Here is a 20,781-nt window from a genome sequence, read left to right as displayed (position 1 = left end):
ACGCCTTATGAAAAAACATAATTTTATTATATTTTTGGTGTGCTTACTAAGCTTTCAATTGTGTAAAGCTCAAGTCAATTCAGATAAAAAACCAGTGGAGCTTGTAAATGTCTTTTTGGGCACCTCTGGAGATCACGGACAAATGTCGCCATCCGCATCTTCACCATTTAATATGATGAGTATGGGGCCACAAACCACGCCACACATTCATGCTGGATACGACCATTATGCTAAAGAATTTTTAGGATTTACAACCACTAGAATAGAAGGTGTTGGCTGCACAGGAAGCGGGGGAAATATTCTAATTTCACCTTATTTAAACGATGAAAAAAAGACGCCTCTTATAAAGGAAAAAGAACATGCAAAACCTGGTTTTTATTCCGTAGCATTTAAAAACGGTATTCAAGCCCAAATGAGTGTAAAACATAATTTTGGTATTCAAAATTACAGTTTTCCAAACACTAAAAGTGGCCTAAAAATAGACTTATCTTTTGCTTTCGACGATAGATTTGTAGCTGAATCGCATAGCATAAACGGCCATATAATTACGGGTTGGATTGACACTCAAACCACTTGTAGTAAAGGTGTGTATAGAATTTACTATGCTTTAGAAATAGAGAATATGTCGACTTTAAAAAACACGGCAGACCATATCTTTATGGCAGAGCGAAAACATATAAACGCACCAATGGAAGTACGTTTAGGTTTTTCATCTGTAAATACTAAATATGCGAAAGAAAAATTAGAAGCCATATCTATTTCAGCATTAAAAAAAGAAACTGAAGCCGAGTGGCAAAAGCTATTAAGTACTATAAATGTTACCGGTGAAGCAGACAGAACCGCCCTTTTTTATTCGCTTTTATATCGTGGATTACAAGCGCCCTATTTAATTTCTGAAAACGATGGCACTTACGCGGCCATAGATGGATCTGTTCAAAAATCCAATCACAATATTTATAACGGGTGGGCTATTTGGGATAATTACCGTGAGCAACTGCCTATGCTCTCTTTGTTTTATTCGGAAGAATTTTCAGATATCTCAAAATCTATTGCAAACCTGTACAAATACGGTAAAAATAATTGGGGCACTATGCACGAGCCCTCTCCTACCGTGAGAACGGAGCATGCCTCTATTGTATTATTAGACGCTTATAAAAAAGGCTATAAACTGGATTTAAAATCTATAAAAGATTCTTTAATAGCCGAAGCCAATGGACTAGATTATAAAGCGCCAGACAAAGCTCTAGAATCCTCATATGATAATTGGGCGATAAGCGAATTAATGAAAGCTACTGGAGATATAGCGTTAAGCAACATGTATAAAAACAAAGCTTTAGAATACAAAGCCTATTGGAAAAAAGACTTTGCTGATCTTTCAAAACCAGATGTAGATGTTATGCAAGCCAGGGGGCTATACCAAGGAACCATACTACAATACCGTTGGTTTGTTCCTTTTGATGTAAAGGGCTTAAAAGAGTTGACAGGAGGTGAAGACGCTTTCACAAATCAATTAGATCATTTTTTTAACAGCAACAGTTACAATCATGCTAATCAACCCGATTTACAAGTTCCAGGCATGTACAATGCATCGAATGAACCCTGGAAATCTCAAAAATTATACAGAAATATCATGCTAGACACTGTAGTCCAAAATTATTTCAATAATAACAGTAAAGGTGTCGATCCGTTTATAGGTAGAATTTACAACAACAAACCCAAAGCTTATTTACGAACTATGGATGATGATTCTGGCACCATGTCCTCTTGGTTTGTTATGCGTAGTTTAGGACTTTCTCCGGCCAATATTGGGGATCCCATTTATTACCTTACGGCTCCTATTTTTAAGTCTATTTCCATTAGATTTCCAAACAACAAGGTATTAAACATCTCGGTAGAGAATTATAATAAAGACCATTTCTATGTAAAATCTGTTATGTTTAATGGAAAGACATTAGAACGTAATTGGCTTACTCATAAAGAACTTTTAAATGGAGGCTTTTTAGAAATAGAAACATCCTTAAAACCAAATTTAGAATGGGGAATTAAAAATCAATGGATTTCCAAATTCCATTAACTGATAATCTATCATAACGTATGTATTGCATGTAATACAGCTAAAAAAACCTGTACTTAAAACTTGGAGTTACTATATTAGACTGGAGATAAAGATGCGAGATTTTGAGTTACATAAATTAACTTTGAATCGTGAAAAGCAGTACAGAAATTACATTTCGTCCTTTAAGAAAAAGGCCGTAGAATTAAGTTATGCCCGAGGCAACACTAAACAAGTATGTGAAGAATTGGACATTCCATATTCAGTATTACACCGTGGCGAAAAGAATCACAAGATTATGGTAAGAATAGTTTTCCAGGTCGAGGAAAGCCAAAATTGAGCGACGAACAAAAAGAAATAGCGCTATTAAAGAAACAGTTAAAAGATATTTCAGAAGAACATGAGATATTAAAAAAGGTGGTGAGCATCTTCTCCAAGAGCGGCAATTGAAATTTAAGTTTACAGTCGAGAAGATGTGTAAAGTTTTAAAAGTTAGCACTAGTGGCTATGATAGTTGGTTGAAGGCTAAGGTTTCAAAACTTTGGTTATATAATCAGAATTAATTACCAGTATTTTTAAAGATAGTTTTAAAAGTTATGAAGGCTTAATAATTCAATCTATGAGCAGGAAAGGTAACTGTTGGGACAATCCTCTAGGAGAATACTTCTTTAAAAACTTAAAAACAGAATGGGTGTATAAACACAAATACAATTATAGGTCACAAGCTGAATTGTCAGTCTTTAGTTGGATTGAAACTTGGTACAATAAAAGAAGAATACACTCTACTTTAGGGTATAAAACTATTAACGAATTTGAATTAGAAATGTAGCAGCTTAAATCTCGCAATTAATTGTCCTCTTTTTTATTGCAAGTCCACCACAAAACACCACACTATAAGAACAAACCACACCTCTTTACACCCCAAAACACCACAAAGAAACCTATAAACACCTCAAAAAAGAACAAAAAACCTTTTTATTCATATTTGATTACTCTATCATTTTGTTGTGCATTCTTTTCTAATATGAAAAACCGTTTCTAAAAGAAAGTCTTCCGCTACCTCTTCACATATTAAAGGTAATTTCTTTTTAATTTTTATTGAAGTTGGTTCATCCTTTTTTAAAGAAGTTTTCGGTGCTTCTAAATCCAATTTAATATTTAGAGCATTCTTTATATCTGATAAATCGCTTTTAATAAATCTTGAAACATCAACTTCTTGATTTTCTATTATTTTTTTTGGCAGTACAATATGTGATTCTAAATCTTTTACATGTTGTAAAAATATCTCCGTCTGTGATTTAAATGATTTTTTGGTTTCTTCCTTTAAATCAGAAATATCTATTTCTACATGATTTTTCATCCAATTTGATGCGTACAATACAAAATTGACATGTTCTAAATACTTCTCTAAAAAAAACTCAAATTGCTGTTTTGGTAAGCGCTCACTTTGATCGATAAGCTTAAATATGTTATCATTTAAAATCATCGCTTTACTCAATATATAGTGATGAGAAGGCGCTTCTTTTAATTCGCTATCAAATCCTTTACTGTCTATAAAGATAACCGTATTTAAGACCTCATTATGCTTTAAATCAGGCATCAATCGTAATGGGATATAAAACACAAAAGGTTTATAAAGGTTTTTCCATAGCTCGGTAAATAATTTGTCTAATTCCATACCTCTATTTTATGTGTTCTGAATAATCTTCGGGTAACTCCGCATCAATATCTCTAAGATATTTTTGAAGAGCGGACATCGATGAATGCCCCGTGATTAACATAAGTTTACTTTTTGCTTCAAATGGTGAAGATCCTTTTACCAATGCGCGGTATAGTTTTGTAATATAAGTGTGCCTAAAACTATATAGGCCATAGTCTTTCCCGAGTCCAAAAGGGTCTTTAACTACTTTTTTAAAACGCTTAGAAAAGTAATCTCGTTTATTATCTACATCGGTTTCCCACTTTCCTCCTATTTGATCTGGAGTAAATAAACACAGTGATTTATTCATCGTAGAGAGATCGGGTAAATCGTTGATTAGTAAATCAGGAATAATCTTTGTTTTTAGAGGACTGTTTTTGGCTTTAAACTTAATTACTTTATTTTTTAGATCGATATCTCCAACCTTTAATCGGCAAACTTCGATTGGTCTCAAAAAATTATAGGAGATAAATTTAATATACAGCAATAACAAGGTGTCTTCCTTTTCTAAGTATTTATATATTTCTTCTTGCTTTTCCTTACTATAGGTTTTATTACGCTGTGGTATGCTTTTTAATACTGGAATACGTTTCACGAAATTCGTTGCCACGATATCATTATCTTCCAAAACCTGTATTAAGCTACTTAAATCTACTCTAAAATTGTTGCGATTACGTGCGCTTGTATTGTCAAGTACATGGTTTAAAAACTGGGTAACAAGCTTTCTATCGACCTTGTCGATCGTGTGTATTTCTGGATGCACATCTTCAACCCACTTTATAAAATTCTTGATCCTATTCTCATAGGCTCGTTTCGTCGTTTTACTTAGTAATTTTTCTTTCAGTTTTAATCCAAAGTTAAAAGCTTCCTTTATAGACATTGTAGGTACACTTGTTTCCTGGTCTTTCTCTGTATCAACTTCTGAAGATGGTTTTGCATTAGATCGTTTAACTTTTGCGTTTCGTTTAGCTAGTAAGGCTGTATTATCTTCAAAAGGATTAAATCCTTCTTTTAGGAGTTTTAGTAAGCTTCGCTTATATACAGTTAATACAAAAAGTCGATCTTCCTTAGTGGTATATTTATTCGCTTTACCGTAGACGTTCTGCATTCGTTGTAATTTCCCTGTTTTAGGATTGCGATATGAAAAATACACATACCAACGTTTGCTCAAATCACCTTTGGCATTATAAATTTTTGGTGCGGAAAATAAATTCTTCAATGGGAGACTGTGTTCTAAATCGTGTTCACTTTCGTGTTCAAATGTAAGGATTCTGTTCAAATTAGACATAAAAAAAAACGGCTTAGTGTGAACTAAACCGTCTGTTTTAAAGCAATTCTACTTAGTAGCGGGAACTGGACTCGAACCAGTGACCTTCGGGTTATGAGCCCGACGAGCTACCTACTGCTCTATCCCGCGATATAATCTAGAAATAATTTACTTAGCTTTTAACTCTTGGCTCATAATACCAATCAAATTATTTCCGACTGCAAATATACAATCCTTTTTAGATATTACAAGCATTTTTTACTTAAAAATTCACAATAATTTTTAAACAACTCATTACCTGAGTATTCCATTTAAATATTTTTTTAAAACACATTGAATAATCTCTTTTTCACTTCAAATTTGGCAAAAAAAATAGCAGCCTTTTCAAGCTACTATTTAAATACTAGTTATAACAACACTTTAATATACTATTCTTTTTCAATATCCATGATTGCAGTAGCACTTTGCAACACCATATTAGATAAGTTTTGTGGCGTATTACCTGATACTGTAATATATTCTTGGTTTAAGTTATTATCGCTCACCATTAATGTATTTAATTTAGTAAGACTAATAAACTCTATTGGTAGATTACCAGAAAAACTATTTGAAGATAACATTAATTCTTCAAGATTATGAAGTTCAGCTAATTCTACTGGAATTTCTCCGCTCATTTTATTATCCATTAAACCTAATTTTTCTAAGTTTTCTAAAGCATGGATATTTGGAGATATTGTTCCTGTTAAATAATTACTACTTAATAAAAGTTCTTTTAATTGAGAAAGTCCCATTATAGATTCAGGAATATCTCCAGTTAATTGATTACTATAAAGTTTAATGTATTCAATATTCTTTAATTGCCCAATACCTGAAGGAATTTGTCCCACTAGTTTATTCATAAACAATTCTAAAGCTGTTAACTCGGTTAAGTTTGAAATTGAAGTAGGTATTTCACCAGAAAGTTGGTTAAATCCTAAATTAAGTTTTCTTAAATCGGTTAAGTCTCCTAATTCATTAGGTAACTCACCTTTTAAGTTATTAAATTGAAGATTAATTTCTACTATCTTATTGTTTTCGATAGTAAGTCCAAACCAAGACTCTACGTCTGCTTCTAAATTCCATGAAGTATTCCATTGATCTCCATTTGTTGCATTGTATAGAGCGACTAAAGCATTTTTCTGTACTTTCGATATACTAGCAAATGAATAACTTGTTACTAAACAGAAGATTAAAATGTAGCTTAAATTTTTCATGTGAATTGTATTAGGTTGTTTATTCTCCTACAAAAATAGACTTAAACAAGACGAACAACTATTTTATTCGCTCAAATACAATAAATTTTAACATTTAACCATCGATAAAATACACTATTTATCGACAAAGTGTATTTTGCTTCATAAAACGTAATCTAAAACTCTATATTTAACAAATCACCACTTATCTGTAACATTTGCATTTCGGCTATTTTTGCTAAATATTTAGCCTGATTACGACTTAATTCTGCATTTAACAAGTTGATTTGTGCTTGTCTAAACTCTATAGAATTTATCTGACCTAATTTAAATTGTTCTTCAGTTCTATCAAAATTATTCTGAGCCGTTTTAATATTATGCTCCTGCAGCCTGTAAACACTTAGCTTATTCTCATAGTCATCCCAAGCATTATTAAAATCTCTTACTATAGATACTAATAGTTGCTCTTTAAGTATTTTTTGAGCTTCTAAATTTACCTTAGCATTTCTCACATTTGTAATAGTACTTCCACCATCAAATAAATTCCAACTTAAACTTAATCCAGCAGAAAGTCCTGTATTAATGGAGTACGCAGCAAAAGAAGCTGCATTGTTATTGTTTTTATTCCATCCATAACTCCCGGATAAACCAACTGTTGGTAGGTACGCAGAAGTTTCCGATTTTATTTCTAAAGCATTAATATTTATATTCTTATCAACCTGAAGAATATAGATATTATTATTTCTTGTCTTCGCTAAAAGCTCACTTCTATCGTATAAATTATCAAAAGCAACTTCTGTATCAATAGTAAAATCATAGGGTATGGTATTACCTAAAACAAAATTTAAATCACGCTTTGCATTATTAAGTTCTTGTAAGGTGTTCATTAAACTAATACTATCATTATTAATATCGACTTCTGCATTAAGACTAGCTAGTTTATTAGCTTGACCATAATCAAATTGATATTGCGCACGTATTAATCTATCTTTAGAGATAGCTAATGTTTGTGCAACAGCATCTTTATTTTCAATAAGTTCTGCTACATTATAATATATTGTAAACAATTCTACTATCGTGTTTTCAATAGTTTCGCGTGCTTGCAACTCTGTTAACTGCTTTGTTTCCTTAAATTGTTTATAATCGTAAGATCTCCCCAAACCATCAAACAACGTATAATCTAAATCCACAGATGCATTATAACTAGAACTTTCTGCTCCATTCAAAACTCTATTTGTTCCATCGGAAAAGCCTACCTCAGTATCATCTAGGTTATAATTGGCTCCAGCATTACCTGTTAAGGTTGGTAAATATCCAGAGTTTAAAATATCGGCATTATTTTCGGCTATTTCCACATCGGTTTTAGCGATTTTTATCCCATAATTATTCTCTAAAGCCAAGCTTACCGCTTTTTCTGGCGTTATTAACTCTTGAGCAAACATTGGAGCTTGCAAAAGGAATACTATACTAAAAAAGACAATTTTAATGTTCATGCTCTTCTTTTTGTTCTTTAATGGCGCGTTCTACTTCTTCTTTTGTTACTTCTTCTCCTGTTACCAACCACTTAGAGCTCTTTTTAATATTATTACTAAACGCTAAAAATAATGGTAACACTAATAAGGTTAAAATAGTTGCATAAGCAATACCGAAAGAAATTGAAATTGCCATAGGTTTTAAAAATTGTGCTTGTCTACTTTTTTCTAGTAATAAAGGTGCCAAACCAGCTACAGTGGTTACAGAAGTTAAGAAAATTGCTCTAAACCTAGATTTTCCGGCATCAGAAAGTGCCATATCGAAAGCCATGCCTTCCTTTAAATTAGAATTGAATTTACCTATAAGCACCAAACCATCATTCACCATAATACCTATTAAAGCGATAATACCTAAAAGCGATAATATATTTACAGGAAAATCTAACATCCAATGCCCCCAAGCCACTGCTGTTAAACTAAAAGGCACTAATAATATAAGTAAAATAGGTTGACTATAACTTCTGAAGGTAAACGCTATTGTGATATAAATAAGTAACAGAATTGGAATTCCCGCTGCTTTTAACGATCGAGATAACTTTACAGCTTCTCTATTCTGACCTTCATAAGATGTTGAAATTGTTGGATATCTAGACTGAATTTCTGGAATAACATTCAGTTTAATATCATCTATAATATCTGTAGCACTAGAACTAGGGTCTTTTAAATCTGCCGATACTTTTATTTCTCGCTGACCTTCTAAATGATTTATTGCCACATCTCCTCTGGCAATAGTATATGTTGCGATATCTTTTAAAGTAACACGCTCTCCTGAAGGGGTCATAATACGCATATCGTCTAGATTATTTATAGACTTCCGGTTAGATAAATCGTAACGCACCCAAACCTTTATTTCATCTTGTCCACGTTGAAAACGCTGTGCTTGAGTTCCAAAAAAACCAGAACGTACCTGAGACATGACTGTTTGTAAATCTAAACCAAGTAAATACGCGCTTTCTTTTAATTCCAATTGAATTTCCTTTATTCCGGCCGGATCATTATCCTCGACATCTTTTAATAACGGATTGGTTTTTAAAACCTCTTTCAATTCGAGTTTGGCTGCTTTTAGCTCTTCAATATTATTACTTAATAAAGAAACAGATACTGGGCTACCACCAAAATTACCACCAGAACCAAAAATTAAACGCTCTGTTCCAATTACAGGTCCAACGGCTTCCCGTAGTTTATTAGTTACTAAGCTGGAATTTATTTCATTCGGTCGCTCTTCTCCAGGTAACATGTTTATTTGTAATTGCGCACTAGAAGAACTTGACAAAGACAAAATTGTATTTTCAAACAACTCTTTCCCTGTGCCTTTTAAGTATTTATCAGATAACTCTTTATTAACTAAATAAGCCTTTTCCTGAATCATTGAAATAATAGAGTCTGTAACCCTTACATTGGTCCCGTTAGGCATATCTAATTCTACTGAAACTCTATCACTAGCAACAGATGGAAATAAGGTTACACCTATTACACCTCCACCAATAGCACCAATAGTGAGTATTAAAAACCCAATAAAGAAACTTAACGATAGCATTTTATATTTTAAAACAAAATCTAGAGACGGACTATAAAGCTTATCACGCAAGAATACCATAAAGCGATCTCCTAGCTTATTAATAATACGCATTTTAGAGAAAAACTGTTTCATCTTAGAAGGGTTTTCCTCTTCTACCGGTTTCCTAAGAGCTTTAGAATGTGCTAAATGCGCTGGTAAAATAATTAATGCTTCAACTAAAGAAACAACTAGAGTTAATATTACAATTACAGATACTTCACTGAAAAACTCCCCAATTCTACTATCTAAAAAGAGGAATAACGAGAATGCCAACAATGTAGTAATTATTGCAGAAACTACCGGCGGAATAACTTCCATAGTACCATCGATTGCTGCTTGAATTGGTGTTTTACCTTTTTCGTAATGCTGATATATATTTTCAGCAATAACAATACCATCATCCACCAAAATACCGATAACGATAATCATCCCGAAAAGGGATAATACATTTATAGTGACATCAAATTGTGCTGCAAAAATAAACATCCCTAAAAATGAAATAGGTAATCCAAAGGCCACCCAAAAGGCTAAACGCGTATTTAAGAATAAGGATAGGAAGATCAACACCAAAATCATCCCAACAATAGCGTTCTCTGTTAATAGCTGTGTTCTTTGGTTAAGTGTGATAGATAAATCTCTAACAATCGAAATTTTAACGTTATTATGACTTTGATTGTATCCTTCTATATAGGTTTTAATTTTTTCCGCAGAACTAATTAAATCTTCACTATTTGTACTTGTTACCGTTATATTTACAGCCAATTCTCCATTAAAATAAGTAGCATTTGGAGTTTCAGAAAAACGATCTCTAATTATAGCAACATCACTTAAACGAACAGTTTTACCATTATTAGTGGCTTTTATAATAATATTAGAAAGTTCTTTTCCGTAATAAGACCTATTGGTTGCACGAATTAAATATTCTTCGGTGTCTGTTTTTATATTTCCACCTGTAACTAATATATTAGAAGTACTAACCGCTTTAGAAACATCTTCAAAACTAATATCATAAGCCAATAAACTAGCTTCGTTTATTGCTATTTCAATCTCTTCTTCCGGATAGCCAGATACTTCAATTTGCGAAATACCTTCAATAGCTCTTAAATCGTTTTCAACTTGGCGACCTAATTGTTTTAGAGTAACCAACGGAATCTTATCTCCGCTTAAAGCGAATGTAATAGTTTGGCGAACTTCTTCTTGCTTGGCAACAATTAAAGGTTCCATACCTGTTGGAAAAGAAGGAACACGATCTACCGCGTTCTTAACTTCCAAAAGCATAAAATCTATATTTTCACCCGTTTCAATTTCAACAGTAATGGTACCACTGTTTTCTCTAGAAACCGATGTTACTCTATCTACGCCGCGTAATCCTTTTAGATTATCTTCTATTTTTAAAACAACTCCTTCTTCTATTTCTTGCGGAGATGCTCCAGGGTAAGCAACACTTATGGTAACTATTTTAGAATCGGTTAAAGGGAAAAACGACGACTTAAGCGACAAGATCCCGATAGTACCAAACAATACAAATGCCAAAATGAACACATTTACAGCAACGTGATACTTAATAAAATAAGTAATTAACTTTCTCATTATTTATCGTCCGTTTTATCTGTTGTTTTAAAAGGCTTAACAAGCATTCCGGCATAAGCACCGGGCACAGCCTTTTTAAGAATTACGGTACCATTTGGCACTTCCTTTAAAACCACTTTTGTTTCAGAAAAATAAACAGGTTTAGCAGGCATTACATCGAGCAAACTATCTCTAACAATAAAAATCTCGTTACTTTCTGATAATAATCCTCTATCGATTTCAATAGCATTCTCCTCGTCTCTAGCATCTAATTGCGCTTCAAGATATAAGCCTTCTTTTAAAGTATTATCCTTAACATCTATATAAGCCGTAATGGTTTGGGTAGTAGCATCTACGCTACCGTTTACCCTAGATACATGGCCTGTGTAAGTTTCAGTTTTATCTAAATTAGTCAGTTTTACCGTTTCGCCAACTTTAAGCATGCTAGCATAACTTTTACTTAAGGCTACTTCCATTTCGTAAACAGAAGGATCTATAAATTCACCCAATTTCTGTCCGCCTCTCACCAAAGAACCTTCCGTTACTAAGGCTTCAGTTAAAATACCTGAAAAAGGAGCATGAATATTATATTTAGATAATCGCTGCTCTAGATTTTTAACATTGTAATAACTAGATACAATACCACGACCGGTAATAAAATAGTTTTCTTTATCAGAAGTCATTTTTGGTAACTCCGGTGTTGTTTTATTCAAGTCGAAACTAGAAAGATACTTTTGCCATTTCGGGAAAACATCTGTAAAATCTAAACGTAAATCTGGCATTATTGCCGCAATGTCGTTATATAAATTACTTTTTGCAGATTGAACACTTGAGTAATATTCTGAAGCATCTACACGTATAAGCGTTTGTCCCTTTCGGTATTCTTGTCCTGGTTTAAAAAGAATATTAGAAGGTTTAAAAATCCCTTCAACTTCAGAATATATTTCTACACGACGCTTAGCAATCAAACTTCCGTTTGCAGGAATTACAATTTGAATTGTGCTATTTACAACAGTATCAGTAAGTACAGTTTTTACTACTTTCTCCTTTATAGGTTTAGGTTTGTTCTTTTCGTCAATGAGCTTTTTAGCAAAAAAGATGGAAAACCCTATGAATAAAATTCCTATGCCGGAAAGTATATAATTTCGCATGATAATGGTTTTGGTGGTAAGTTGCCAAAATTACCCAATAACTCATCCCGAAAAGTTAAAAAAAACATAAAAAAAACGGAAACTACACATTGGCAGTTTCCGTTAAAATTTTAAATATATCTAAATATTAACGTTAATTACTTATATAAATTTAAATTTTAGTAAGTAATTCAAGCTTTTCAATTAAAACTTTTCAATTTCCAGTTGAATATCTTCCCATTTTTGCATAAAGTTTTGCAAATCAGATTTCATTTTTTGATAATCATCAAAGAAATTTGGTTTAGATGAAACCTCTTCATAATTAATCTCAAGCTCAGCGTCTATCTTTTTAATCTTGCGCTCCATATCACTAATTTTAGACTCAATGTTGCTTAATTTATTATTTAATGATTTTATTTTCTTCTGGTCTTCGTAAGATTGTTGATTTTTTTCCTTCGGAACTTCCTTAATCACCGTACGTTTTTCAACCTCACGTAAACTATCAACATTTCGTTTCTCTAAGTAATAATCAATATCACCTAGGTATTTCTTTATTTGTTGGTCTTTAAATTCGTAAACCGTATGTGTTAAACCTTGCAGAAAATCACGATCATGGGATACTAATATTAACGTACCTTCAAAGCGCTTTAAAGCCTCCTTCAATACATTTTTAGATTTAATATCTAAGTGATTGGTAGGCTCATCCATTATTAGCACGTTAAACGGTTGCAACATTAATTTTGCTAACGCCAAACGGTTACGCTCACCACCCGAAAGTACACGCACATATTTTTCAGCCTCGTCTCCTCTAAACAAAAACGACCCTAAAATATCACGAACCTTACTTCGGTTAGTTTCATTTGCAGCATCAATCATAGTATCTAAAACGGTTTTGTTACCATCTAAATACTCGGCTTGGTTTTGAGCAAAATATCCAATCTGCACATTATGTCCCAATTTTAATTCACCTTCATGCTTAATATCACCTACCATTATTTTGGCAAGTGTGGATTTACCTTGTCCGTTCTGGCCAACAAAAGCAGTTTTAGTATCACGTTCAATAAGCAAATCAATAGCACTTAAAACTTGATTGTCACCATATTTTTTGGAGATTTTATTAGTTTCAACAACTACCTTCCCTGGCGTAATAGATACCGGAAAATTAAGGGTCATTACACTGTTATCATCCTCATCAACTTCAATTCTATCAATTTTATCAAGCTTTTTAATAAGCGATTGCGCCATGGTAGCCTTAGATGCTTTCGCTCTAAACTTCTCAATAAGCTTCTCGGTTTGCTCAATTTGTTTTTGCTGATTTTTTTGAGAAGCCAATTGTTGTGTTCTCAATTCCTCACGTAATACTAAAAACTTAGAATACGGTTTAGGATAATCGTATATTCTTCCTAAAGAAATTTCAATAGTTCTATTAGTAACATTATCCAAAAACATCTTATCGTGAGATACAATAGCTACCGCACCGGTGTAGTTTCTTAAAAAGCTTTCTAACCAAATAATAGATTCAATATCCAAGTGATTGGTAGGCTCATCGAGTAGCAAGATGTCATTATTTTGTAATAATAATTTAGCCAACTCTATACGCATACGCCACCCACCAGAAAAAGTATCGGTAAGTTTGCCAAAATCTTCACGTTTAAAACCTAAACCTTGTAAAATCTTTTCAGTATCACCTTGGTAATTATAACCTCCTAAAATATCGTATTGATGTTGTAAATCATTAATATCGACCATTAATTGGTGGTAACCTTCACTCTCATAATCAGTTCGTTCGGCCATTTGGGTGTTAACCTCTTCCATTTTGGCTTCCAATTCCTTAATCTCAACAAAGGCCTCGTAAGCTTCTTCTAAAACGGTACGACCTAAAATAAAATCGATATCCTGTTTTAAAAACCCAATCTTTAATTCTTTATCTGCAGCAATTTGCCCTGTATCAGGCTCCATCTCTTTCGATAAAATTTTAAGCATGGTCGATTTTCCTGCCCCATTTTTTCCAATAAGGCCTATTCTATCGCCGTTTCCAAGTTTAAATGTAATATCTTCAAACAAGTATTCGCCTTGAAAGGAAACCGATAAGTTATGAATGTTCATCATAGAAATGTAACTTTTATTACAAAGTTTTAGTTTTAAAAATCTTATTTTTGCTTTGTAATTGCGCTTGCAAAAATACACAAATAATATGTTTAAAAAAGGCTCAAAAGTATATAGTATTTTCACAGGAACTTGTCCTAAATGTCAAGAAGAATCTATGTACACCAACAAAAACCCATATGTGCTTACCGAAACCTTAAGTATGCACGAAAAATGCAGCAATTGTGGTACAAAATACAAGATAGAACCATCGTTTTTTTATGGCGCTATGTACGTGAGTTACGGAGTTGGTATAGCTTTTGCCGTTGCCGCCTTTGTAATTAGTAGTTTAGTTTTCGATGCCACATTAAATGGAATATTTATCGCCATTATTGCAACACTTATTGGCTTTATGCCGGTAATTATGCGGATTTCTAGAAATATTTGGATCAATCTTTTTATGAGTTACGACAAAAAATTGGCAAAAAAATAAAGTTAATTTTATTTTGGGCGTTACCTTTTGCAATTTAGCAAGGTTAAAACAACCTCTCTAAATTGCAAAAGGTCGGGCTTTCACTACTCGCTCCCTCCTAACGTCGGGGAGCTTAAACAAACCGTTCAATCCCTAACGTAAATCAATCTGCTAAATATATAGCTAAACTACAATCAAAAGAATCATTTACTTAAAACGAATAATATCAATTTCAGAATCTAAAGGCGTACCAAATTCAATAAACTCATAAAGCGCTTTCGCAACATAAGGCCCAATCATTACGCCACGTGTTCCTAAACCGTTTAGCACATACAGATTTTCATAATCATTATGTTTCCCTATTAAAGGACGTCTATCTTTGACTGTTGGCCTAATTCCAGCAACTTGATTCACCACAGTGAAATCACAATTAATCACCTTTTCTAACTTATCTAAAAGTTCTTTTTTAGCCTTATCTGTTACATCATGTGTAGTATCATGCCAATCGTAAGTAGCACCAACAGTGTATAAATCGTCCCCTAACGGAATTAAAAACACACCAGCCTTCAATACAACCTCCATATTCAAATTAGGCGCCAAAATAGTTAGTAACTCACCTTTGGTTGGTACCATAGGTAAATGCTTAAAAAATGGATTTTTGGTAACTCCAAAACCTTCAGCAAACACAATATGCTTCGTCTCAATGTGTTTGTAGCTTACAATAGCATTATCACTTTCTAAATCTAAAACATCATAATCAAAATCACTTTCAATTAAAAGACCACCTTTAAGCAAATCTATTTTATAGGTTTCAATTAAAGTTTTTACATCTACTCTACCGGTGGTTAAAACTTCACCAAAACTAAACGGAGCATTAATAGCTTCATTTGTGTTCTTAACCAATTTAGTAGACAGATATTGAGCTAATCTCGGTTTGTCCGATGCTGTAAACCAATCGTTCTGTTCTTCTAAAGAGGCAAACTTCCTGTAAACAGGTATTTTATAATCTAACTTAACGCTAAGTCGTTCCTCTATGTTTTCATAGACGTTTAAAGCTAAATCAATCTGCTCTTCACTTTTCCAAACCGATGTAAACCGCTTTAAAACAACCGGATTATACAATCCGCCTGCCACGGTAGACGATTGTTGTGATGCATTATCAAACACAACAAAACTCTTGTTACAAGCCTTTAATTGCTCACAAAAACTAATACCGGCTAAGCCAATTCCAACAATAATATAATCTACTTTCATGTCTTGCGAAGATAAATATTTACACACTTTATTTAACAAAAAAACGCTCACTTAAAAGTGAGCGTTTTTTATTTTTCATAAAATCTAGAATTTAATATGTCCACATATCTAATTCAAAATCTCTAATTTTATCTTTTATTCTATCAGATTCTAACAATTGCATTAAAGCATTGTCCGAAATATATTCCGATACGGCTCTATCACCTTGTACGTTTTCTTCTTTATAGGTATAACCGTGAAAACGACGTGCATTCAATATATGATCGAATGAAAACGGCATAGAACTGTTTTTATTATTAAACGATTTTGCTTCGTGTAAAACCTCACGAGCATCAGGGAAGAATATCCAAAATAACTCGACTAAGTCTGGCTCATCGTCATCAATAAAGTTAACATCTGGCGCCACTGGAGCAATACCTAATAAACGGTATTTCATTTCAGCTTGACGTTTATCAAAATACCATAGTCCTTTGATATGGTATTCTCTAATTTCTGCAGCTGTAATATCTCTTCTATTGATGTACTCAGCAGAAAGTTCTTCTCCAGCATTTAACTGCTCGATACCAACTCCTGTTGTATCAATTTTAGATAAGGCAGATTCAATATCTTTTAATGTTCTTTTCGCATTGAAATACGAATCGTCATAGATATTTGCAATCTTACCGTTTTTAATGTTCTTCATTAGAACATCGTATAAAGAACGTCTATTACTACTAATGTTATTAGTATCTATAGGATAGTACAAAGGAAAGTTAGAACGTTCATCTAAAACCACTTTTTCCCAAGTCATTTTTGAAAATAGAATATCACGATCATCAACATAACCGTATTCTAAAGGTTTATCGTTATCTACAGCCTTTTGAGCATCTGTTCTAACACCAATCTCTTCTGGGCTTTTCGCATTTAAAATATTTGCCTGAGCAAACATACCAGATACGGTACAAACAGTTGTTACAGTTAATAAAAAACTTTTCAAATTCATGTGCTTACTATTTATTGTTTTTAATGAAACATCTAAAATAAAAATACTCTTTTTATTTTAGATGTTCATCCTATAATACTTATTATTCAGTAATAACTAAACGTTATGTTTTCGATTTTAGTTTGTAAGCTCGATAATAATTGGTGATACTTTTTTAAGTATTACACTAACACCGGTTGCTTTAGCCTGAATATCAAAAATTGTAACATCAGATCCTCGCTTAGCTTTACGTAAAGCACCTTTTGCTCTACTATCTAATTTACTACCACTTACACTAATTGTTGGTTGTCCTGGTACTTTAAATTTGAATCCAGTAACACGTAATGGTAATTCAAAATCAAAATCGTCAAACTTAGCACCAATAGTAGAAATTTCAAGACTATTACGTTGCATTTTTACAGCACCATCTTCACCTCTTACAGTTCCTGTTGGTTTTGGTAAATCTTTAATTCTAAATGTTGCTTTATCTCCAACGCTACCACCTCCATCAGGTAATGATGCGCTTACGTTAATAGTTACTTCTCTACCCTTAATTCTAGTAGCATCCATAACATATTTACTTCCAGAGACTCTAGATAAACCTTGCGCCTTAGCATTAACTTTATTATCAGGTACACCTGCAAAAGAAATAGTCATTGGGTTTTTAACACCTCTATAAACTACATTCATTTTATCTGCAGAAATAGTTGCTGAGTTTGGTTTTGCAACTGTTGCAAAAGATGAGTTTACAGGTACTTCAACCTCTTCTCCATCTTGAGCAAAATATAAAGCTCCTGCAATTTTATGTTCTCCAACTCCACCAGTTCCAACTTTAAGTTTCACTTTTCCGCCTTCAATAGTGTATTGTTTATCGCTAAGTTTTCTACCATCTAAAGTTAATTCAACTCTACTTGGTTTTGTTGAAGCATCTGTACGACCTAAAACAATTTGTCCGTCGAATTGCTCTCCGTTAAAATAAGCAGATTTAGATGTTTCCATTAAGGTAGTATAATTAGTCATAGAAACCTCGCTAGAAAGTGTTCCTTGTAACATATTACCTAATATCTCAGATTCTGTTGTTTTAATATCAGATTGTAATTGAGTCATTTTAGTTAAAGAAGCTACCAAAGGAAATCCTTTGAAGTTATGATCTAACCATTCTACAGTTCCTGCACCACGTTTAACATCGTCAGTATTAAATTTGTCTTTTACAGATTTAACTACATCTTCCATGCCTTTTTGACCTTCAATAAGTTTAAGAACGCCTTCTCTAAAGCCTACTATTTTAGCTTTAAATTCTTCGCCTTCTGGTTTTAATTTCCCACCTTTAAAGAAGTTTTGATCTAGGTAATCACCTTTATCCATACTTTCGTATTCTTCAGGGTTATCAACCGTTGCGGTCATTTTACCTTTTAATTCTTCTAGGTAAGCGTTAAAATCTGACGCTAACTGATCTAAAGCTTCACCTTTAGCCTTTAAAGGCTCGTATTTCTCAGGTTGCTCTTCAGCTTTTAATTTTAAATTATCTACGAATGATTTATTTCTCAATTCTGCAGACTCGTTAGATTCAACAAGTCTCTCGTTCATTAATCCGAATGCTGAAAGTACTTCTTTCGACATATTTAATGCTAACATCGCAATAAATATGAGGTACATTAGATTAATCATTTTTTGTCTAGGTGATAAATTTCCTCCTGCCATGGTTAATTAGGTTTTTAATGGTTAATTAATAATAAGTAATTTGGGGTTATTAATTAGCCTAATTAATTATTTATTCATTGCAGATAACATACCTCCGTAAACACCATTTAATGATGATAAGTTTGAAGCTAAAGATTGCATTTGTTCTTTTAATTTCGCTGCATTTTCAACAGATTCTTCATTAATACTTGCTTGTTTACTAGCACTTTCTAATTGTACTTTGTATAAACCGTTTAATGATTCCATTTGAGCTGCTGCTAAAGATAACTCTGCACCATATTTTTTAGTTGCTTCCATTGAATCTACAGTAGATCCCATGTTTTTTGCTGCACCTTCAAAGTTTTTAATGCTATCTCCTAAGCTTGCAATTAACTCACCGTCAATTTTAGCTTCTTTTAATAAATTATCTAATTTTTTAGATAACATCCCTTGAGCATCATCATTTTGAGCTACTTCTTTTTTGGTTCCCATACCACCAGCTAATTCTGGGTATACTAATGACCAATCTAATTCATCATCAACAGGTTCAAATGCAGATACCGCGAAAATAAGCGCTTCTGTTACTAAACCAATTGTTAAGAGTGTGTTACCGTTTAATGGTCCAAACTCCATGTGTGTGATTTTGAATAATGCTCCAAGGATAACAACTGCTGCTCCTAATCCATACATCATATTCATGATTTTTTTACTTCCTTTTGACTTTGCCATAATTTCTGATTTTAATTTAAGTACGAATACTTAAGTAGGTTAATTAATAAAAATTTATAATGATTTGATTTGTTTTAATACAATTAGCTTAGTTACCGTTTTTTGTTACCTGTGTCCCCATATAATCTTGAACGGTTCTAAAGCCAATATAACTTCTTGCAGAATCTGCATATTCGTAATCTCTTGAACTTACTTGTAAAAAGTATGCTACATCTTTCCAAGAACCACCACGAACAATTTTACGTTTGTTATCTCTATCGTTTACACTTGGGTTAATACTTGATGTATACTCATAAGATGAAGGATCGTAAGATGCATTTACCCATTCTGAAACATTTCCAGACATGTTATACAAATTGTAATCGTTAGGCTCATAAGATTTTGCTTCTACTGTGTATAAAGCTTGATCGGCAGCATAATCTCCACGTACAGGTTTAAAGTTTGCCATAAAACAACCTCTATCACTTTTTGTGTAAGGCCCACCCCAAGGGTAAGTTGCTGCTTGCAAACCTCCACGAGCGGCATACTCCCACTCTGCTTCAGATGGCAATCTAAATGTATTTACCATTGCCGCACCTTTTTTAGATTTTTGGTAAGAGTTTTTCTGCAAAGTTCTCCACTCACAAAATGCTTTAGCTTGTTTCCAAGTCACTCCTACTACAGGATATTCTCCATAAGCATCATGCCAGAAATAATCGTTATGCATTGGTTCATTGTAAGAATATGCGAAATCTCTAATCCAAACTGTTGTATCTGGATATATTTCTAATTCTTCCTTTTTAATAGCATCTTTACGTTCAATACCTCTGTTATTAGCAGCTTCTTGAATGTCCATATAGCTATATTGGAATTTGAATTTCTTAACATCCCAAGTACGTTGACCATTGTATGATGCCTCTAAAGGTAAATACATAGTATCCATAACCTCTGCATACCACTCATCTGGGTATTCAGCTGTATCAAATACTAGATCAACATCTTTGTTCAACTTTCTACCTTCGTAACCTGTTGGTCCTAATCCGGTATAGTTCTCGAACATGTATTTTTCGTAAACAGACATGTTGGCTGTATCTGCATCTTTAAATGCGTATTCACCAATACCTCCATCTTCTGGAACTTTTCCAATTTCATCAGCTAATACAGCAAGTTTCATTCTAACTATAGAATCTCTTACCCAATTAACAAATTGGCGATACTCACTATTTGTTATTTCAGTTGCATCCATGTAAAATGAGCGTACTGTAACGGTTTTTGCAGGCGCATCTTGCACACCAGCTAAATCATCATCAGCTTTACCCATTATAAATGCGCCACCAGGAATTAGCTCCATACCATAAGGCTTCTCTGGATGCCATTTTTTTCCTTGCACACCAACTAGTTCTCCTCGGTCATTTGACCCGCAACTTGCTAGTAATGCTACTACTGTGGTTAATAATATAAACTTCTTCATAATCATAGAAAACTCGCGGTTAATTATTTAAGCTCTAACTTGAGAGCGTAAACATATTTATATATTTTTTAAAAAACAACTTTTTACCTAAAAAAATTACATTTCGTCGT

At 33.1% G+C, this 20,781-nt stretch carries 14 protein-coding genes, 1 tRNA gene and 1 pseudogene; 3 read left to right on the top strand and 13 right to left on the bottom strand.

Annotated features, from left to right (window positions below; translation table 11 throughout):
• Positions 1–7: 7 nt before the first annotated feature.
• The gene (locus BM246_RS13600) at positions 8–2,074 is read left to right on the top strand and encodes a glycoside hydrolase domain-containing protein (protein WP_074938634.1); all 2,067 of its coding nucleotides are present in this window, start codon (positions 8–10) and stop codon (positions 2,072–2,074) included.
• A 94-nt stretch (positions 2,075–2,168) separates the two neighbouring features.
• A pseudogene (locus BM246_RS19780) lies at positions 2,169–2,882 on the top strand (transposase).
• Positions 2,883–3,050: 168 nt separating this feature from the next.
• Here BM246_RS19780 and BM246_RS13580 read toward each other — a convergent pair.
• The 8 genes from BM246_RS13580 to abc-f form a co-directional block, all read right to left on the bottom strand.
• On the bottom strand, positions 3,051–3,731 hold the full coding sequence (locus BM246_RS13580; protein WP_139221896.1) for a hypothetical protein: 681 nt from the start codon (positions 3,729–3,731) through the stop codon (positions 3,051–3,053).
• Positions 3,732–3,735: 4 nt separating this feature from the next.
• Positions 3,736–4,971 (bottom strand): tyrosine-type recombinase/integrase, encoded by a 1,236-nt coding sequence (locus BM246_RS13575; protein ID WP_231961860.1) that lies wholly within the window; start codon positions 4,969–4,971, stop codon positions 3,736–3,738.
• Between the two features lie 125 nt (positions 4,972–5,096).
• Positions 5,097–5,169: transfer RNA gene (locus BM246_RS13570), tRNA-Met, on the bottom strand.
• A gap of 278 nt (positions 5,170–5,447) precedes the next feature.
• Positions 5,448–6,272: a Two component regulator three Y domain protein gene (locus BM246_RS13565; RefSeq protein WP_074938622.1), complete on the bottom strand. Its 825-nt coding sequence runs from the start codon at positions 6,270–6,272 to the stop codon at positions 5,448–5,450.
• A 155-nt stretch (positions 6,273–6,427) separates the two neighbouring features.
• Positions 6,428–7,744: a TolC family protein gene (locus tag BM246_RS13560; protein WP_074938620.1), complete on the bottom strand. Its 1,317-nt coding sequence runs from the start codon at positions 7,742–7,744 to the stop codon at positions 6,428–6,430.
• Positions 7,734–10,931, bottom strand: a complete 3,198-nt coding sequence (locus tag BM246_RS13555) for an efflux RND transporter permease subunit (protein ID WP_074938618.1) — start codon at positions 10,929–10,931, stop codon at positions 7,734–7,736. The genes BM246_RS13560 and BM246_RS13555 overlap by 11 nt, the downstream gene beginning before the upstream one ends.
• Positions 10,931–12,061: an efflux RND transporter periplasmic adaptor subunit gene (locus BM246_RS13550; protein WP_074938616.1), complete on the bottom strand. Its 1,131-nt coding sequence runs from the start codon at positions 12,059–12,061 to the stop codon at positions 10,931–10,933. Before BM246_RS13550 ends, BM246_RS13555 begins: the two co-directional genes overlap by 1 nt.
• Before the next feature lie 183 nt (positions 12,062–12,244).
• Positions 12,245–14,149: a ribosomal protection-like ABC-F family protein gene (gene abc-f / locus BM246_RS13545; RefSeq protein WP_042506425.1), complete on the bottom strand. Its 1,905-nt coding sequence runs from the start codon at positions 14,147–14,149 to the stop codon at positions 12,245–12,247.
• An 85-nt stretch (positions 14,150–14,234) separates the two neighbouring features.
• Between abc-f and BM246_RS13540 the strand changes: the two genes are divergently transcribed.
• Positions 14,235–14,618, top strand: coding sequence for a DUF983 domain-containing protein (locus tag BM246_RS13540; RefSeq protein ID WP_042498041.1), 384 nt, complete (start codon positions 14,235–14,237; stop codon positions 14,616–14,618).
• A gap of 186 nt (positions 14,619–14,804) precedes the next feature.
• Here the strand turns inward: BM246_RS13540 and BM246_RS13535 are convergent, their stop codons facing one another.
• The 5 genes from BM246_RS13535 to porK form a co-directional block, all read right to left on the bottom strand.
• Complete coding sequence (locus BM246_RS13535) at positions 14,805–15,851, bottom strand: NAD(P)/FAD-dependent oxidoreductase (protein ID WP_074938614.1); 1,047 nt, start codon at positions 15,849–15,851, stop codon at positions 14,805–14,807.
• 91 nt (positions 15,852–15,942) lie between these two features.
• Complete coding sequence (porN, locus tag BM246_RS13530) at positions 15,943–16,833, bottom strand: type IX secretion system ring subunit PorN/GldN (protein ID WP_042498039.1); 891 nt, start codon at positions 16,831–16,833, stop codon at positions 15,943–15,945.
• 117 nt (positions 16,834–16,950) lie between these two features.
• The gene (porM, locus tag BM246_RS13525) at positions 16,951–18,513 is read right to left on the bottom strand and encodes a type IX secretion system motor protein PorM/GldM (protein ID WP_074938612.1); all 1,563 of its coding nucleotides are present in this window, start codon (positions 18,511–18,513) and stop codon (positions 16,951–16,953) included.
• 66 nt (positions 18,514–18,579) lie between these two features.
• Positions 18,580–19,221, bottom strand: a complete 642-nt coding sequence (gene porL / locus BM246_RS13520) for a type IX secretion system motor protein PorL/GldL (protein ID WP_042498037.1) — start codon at positions 19,219–19,221, stop codon at positions 18,580–18,582.
• A gap of 88 nt (positions 19,222–19,309) precedes the next feature.
• Entirely contained in the window at positions 19,310–20,671 is a 1,362-nt protein-coding gene (gene porK / locus BM246_RS13515) for a T9SS ring complex lipoprotein PorK/GldK (protein ID WP_042506458.1), read from the bottom strand.
• Positions 20,672–20,781: the final 110 nt, after the last annotated feature.

Source organism: Algibacter lectus, assembly GCF_900112395.1.
In the GTDB taxonomy this organism is placed as follows: Bacteria; Bacteroidota; Bacteroidia; order Flavobacteriales; family Flavobacteriaceae; genus Algibacter; species Algibacter lectus.
Note: the sequence above shows the minus strand (reverse complement) of the source record. Positions and strands in the feature narration are given on the sequence as shown.

What these genes read in the sequence shown, in the direction of transcription:
- BM246_RS13600 (WP_074938634.1), top strand. Translation starts at nt 8, where the DNA reads ATGAAAAAACATAATTTTATTATATTTTTGGTGTGCTTACTAAGCTTT.
- BM246_RS13580 (WP_139221896.1), bottom strand. Translation starts at nt 3,731, where the DNA reads ATGGAATTAGACAAATTATTTACCGAGCTATGGAAAAACCTTTATAAA.
- BM246_RS13565 (WP_074938622.1), bottom strand. Translation starts at nt 6,272, where the DNA reads ATGAAAAATTTAAGCTACATTTTAATCTTCTGTTTAGTAACAAGTTAT.
- BM246_RS13560 (WP_074938620.1), bottom strand. Translation starts at nt 7,744, where the DNA reads ATGAACATTAAAATTGTCTTTTTTAGTATAGTATTCCTTTTGCAAGCT.
- BM246_RS13555 (WP_074938618.1), bottom strand. Translation starts at nt 10,931, where the DNA reads ATGAGAAAGTTAATTACTTATTTTATTAAGTATCACGTTGCTGTAAAT.
- BM246_RS13550 (WP_074938616.1), bottom strand. Translation starts at nt 12,061, where the DNA reads ATGCGAAATTATATACTTTCCGGCATAGGAATTTTATTCATAGGGTTT.
- abc-f (WP_042506425.1), bottom strand. Translation starts at nt 14,149, where the DNA reads ATGATGAACATTCATAACTTATCGGTTTCCTTTCAAGGCGAATACTTG.
- BM246_RS13540 (WP_042498041.1), top strand. Translation starts at nt 14,235, where the DNA reads ATGTTTAAAAAAGGCTCAAAAGTATATAGTATTTTCACAGGAACTTGT.
- BM246_RS13535 (WP_074938614.1), bottom strand. Translation starts at nt 15,851, where the DNA reads ATGAAAGTAGATTATATTATTGTTGGAATTGGCTTAGCCGGTATTAGT.
- porN (WP_042498039.1), bottom strand. Translation starts at nt 16,833, where the DNA reads ATGAATTTGAAAAGTTTTTTATTAACTGTAACAACTGTTTGTACCGTA.
- porM (WP_074938612.1), bottom strand. Translation starts at nt 18,513, where the DNA reads ATGGCAGGAGGAAATTTATCACCTAGACAAAAAATGATTAATCTAATG.
- porL (WP_042498037.1), bottom strand. Translation starts at nt 19,221, where the DNA reads ATGGCAAAGTCAAAAGGAAGTAAAAAAATCATGAATATGATGTATGGA.
- porK (WP_042506458.1), bottom strand. Translation starts at nt 20,671, where the DNA reads ATGAAGAAGTTTATATTATTAACCACAGTAGTAGCATTACTAGCAAGT.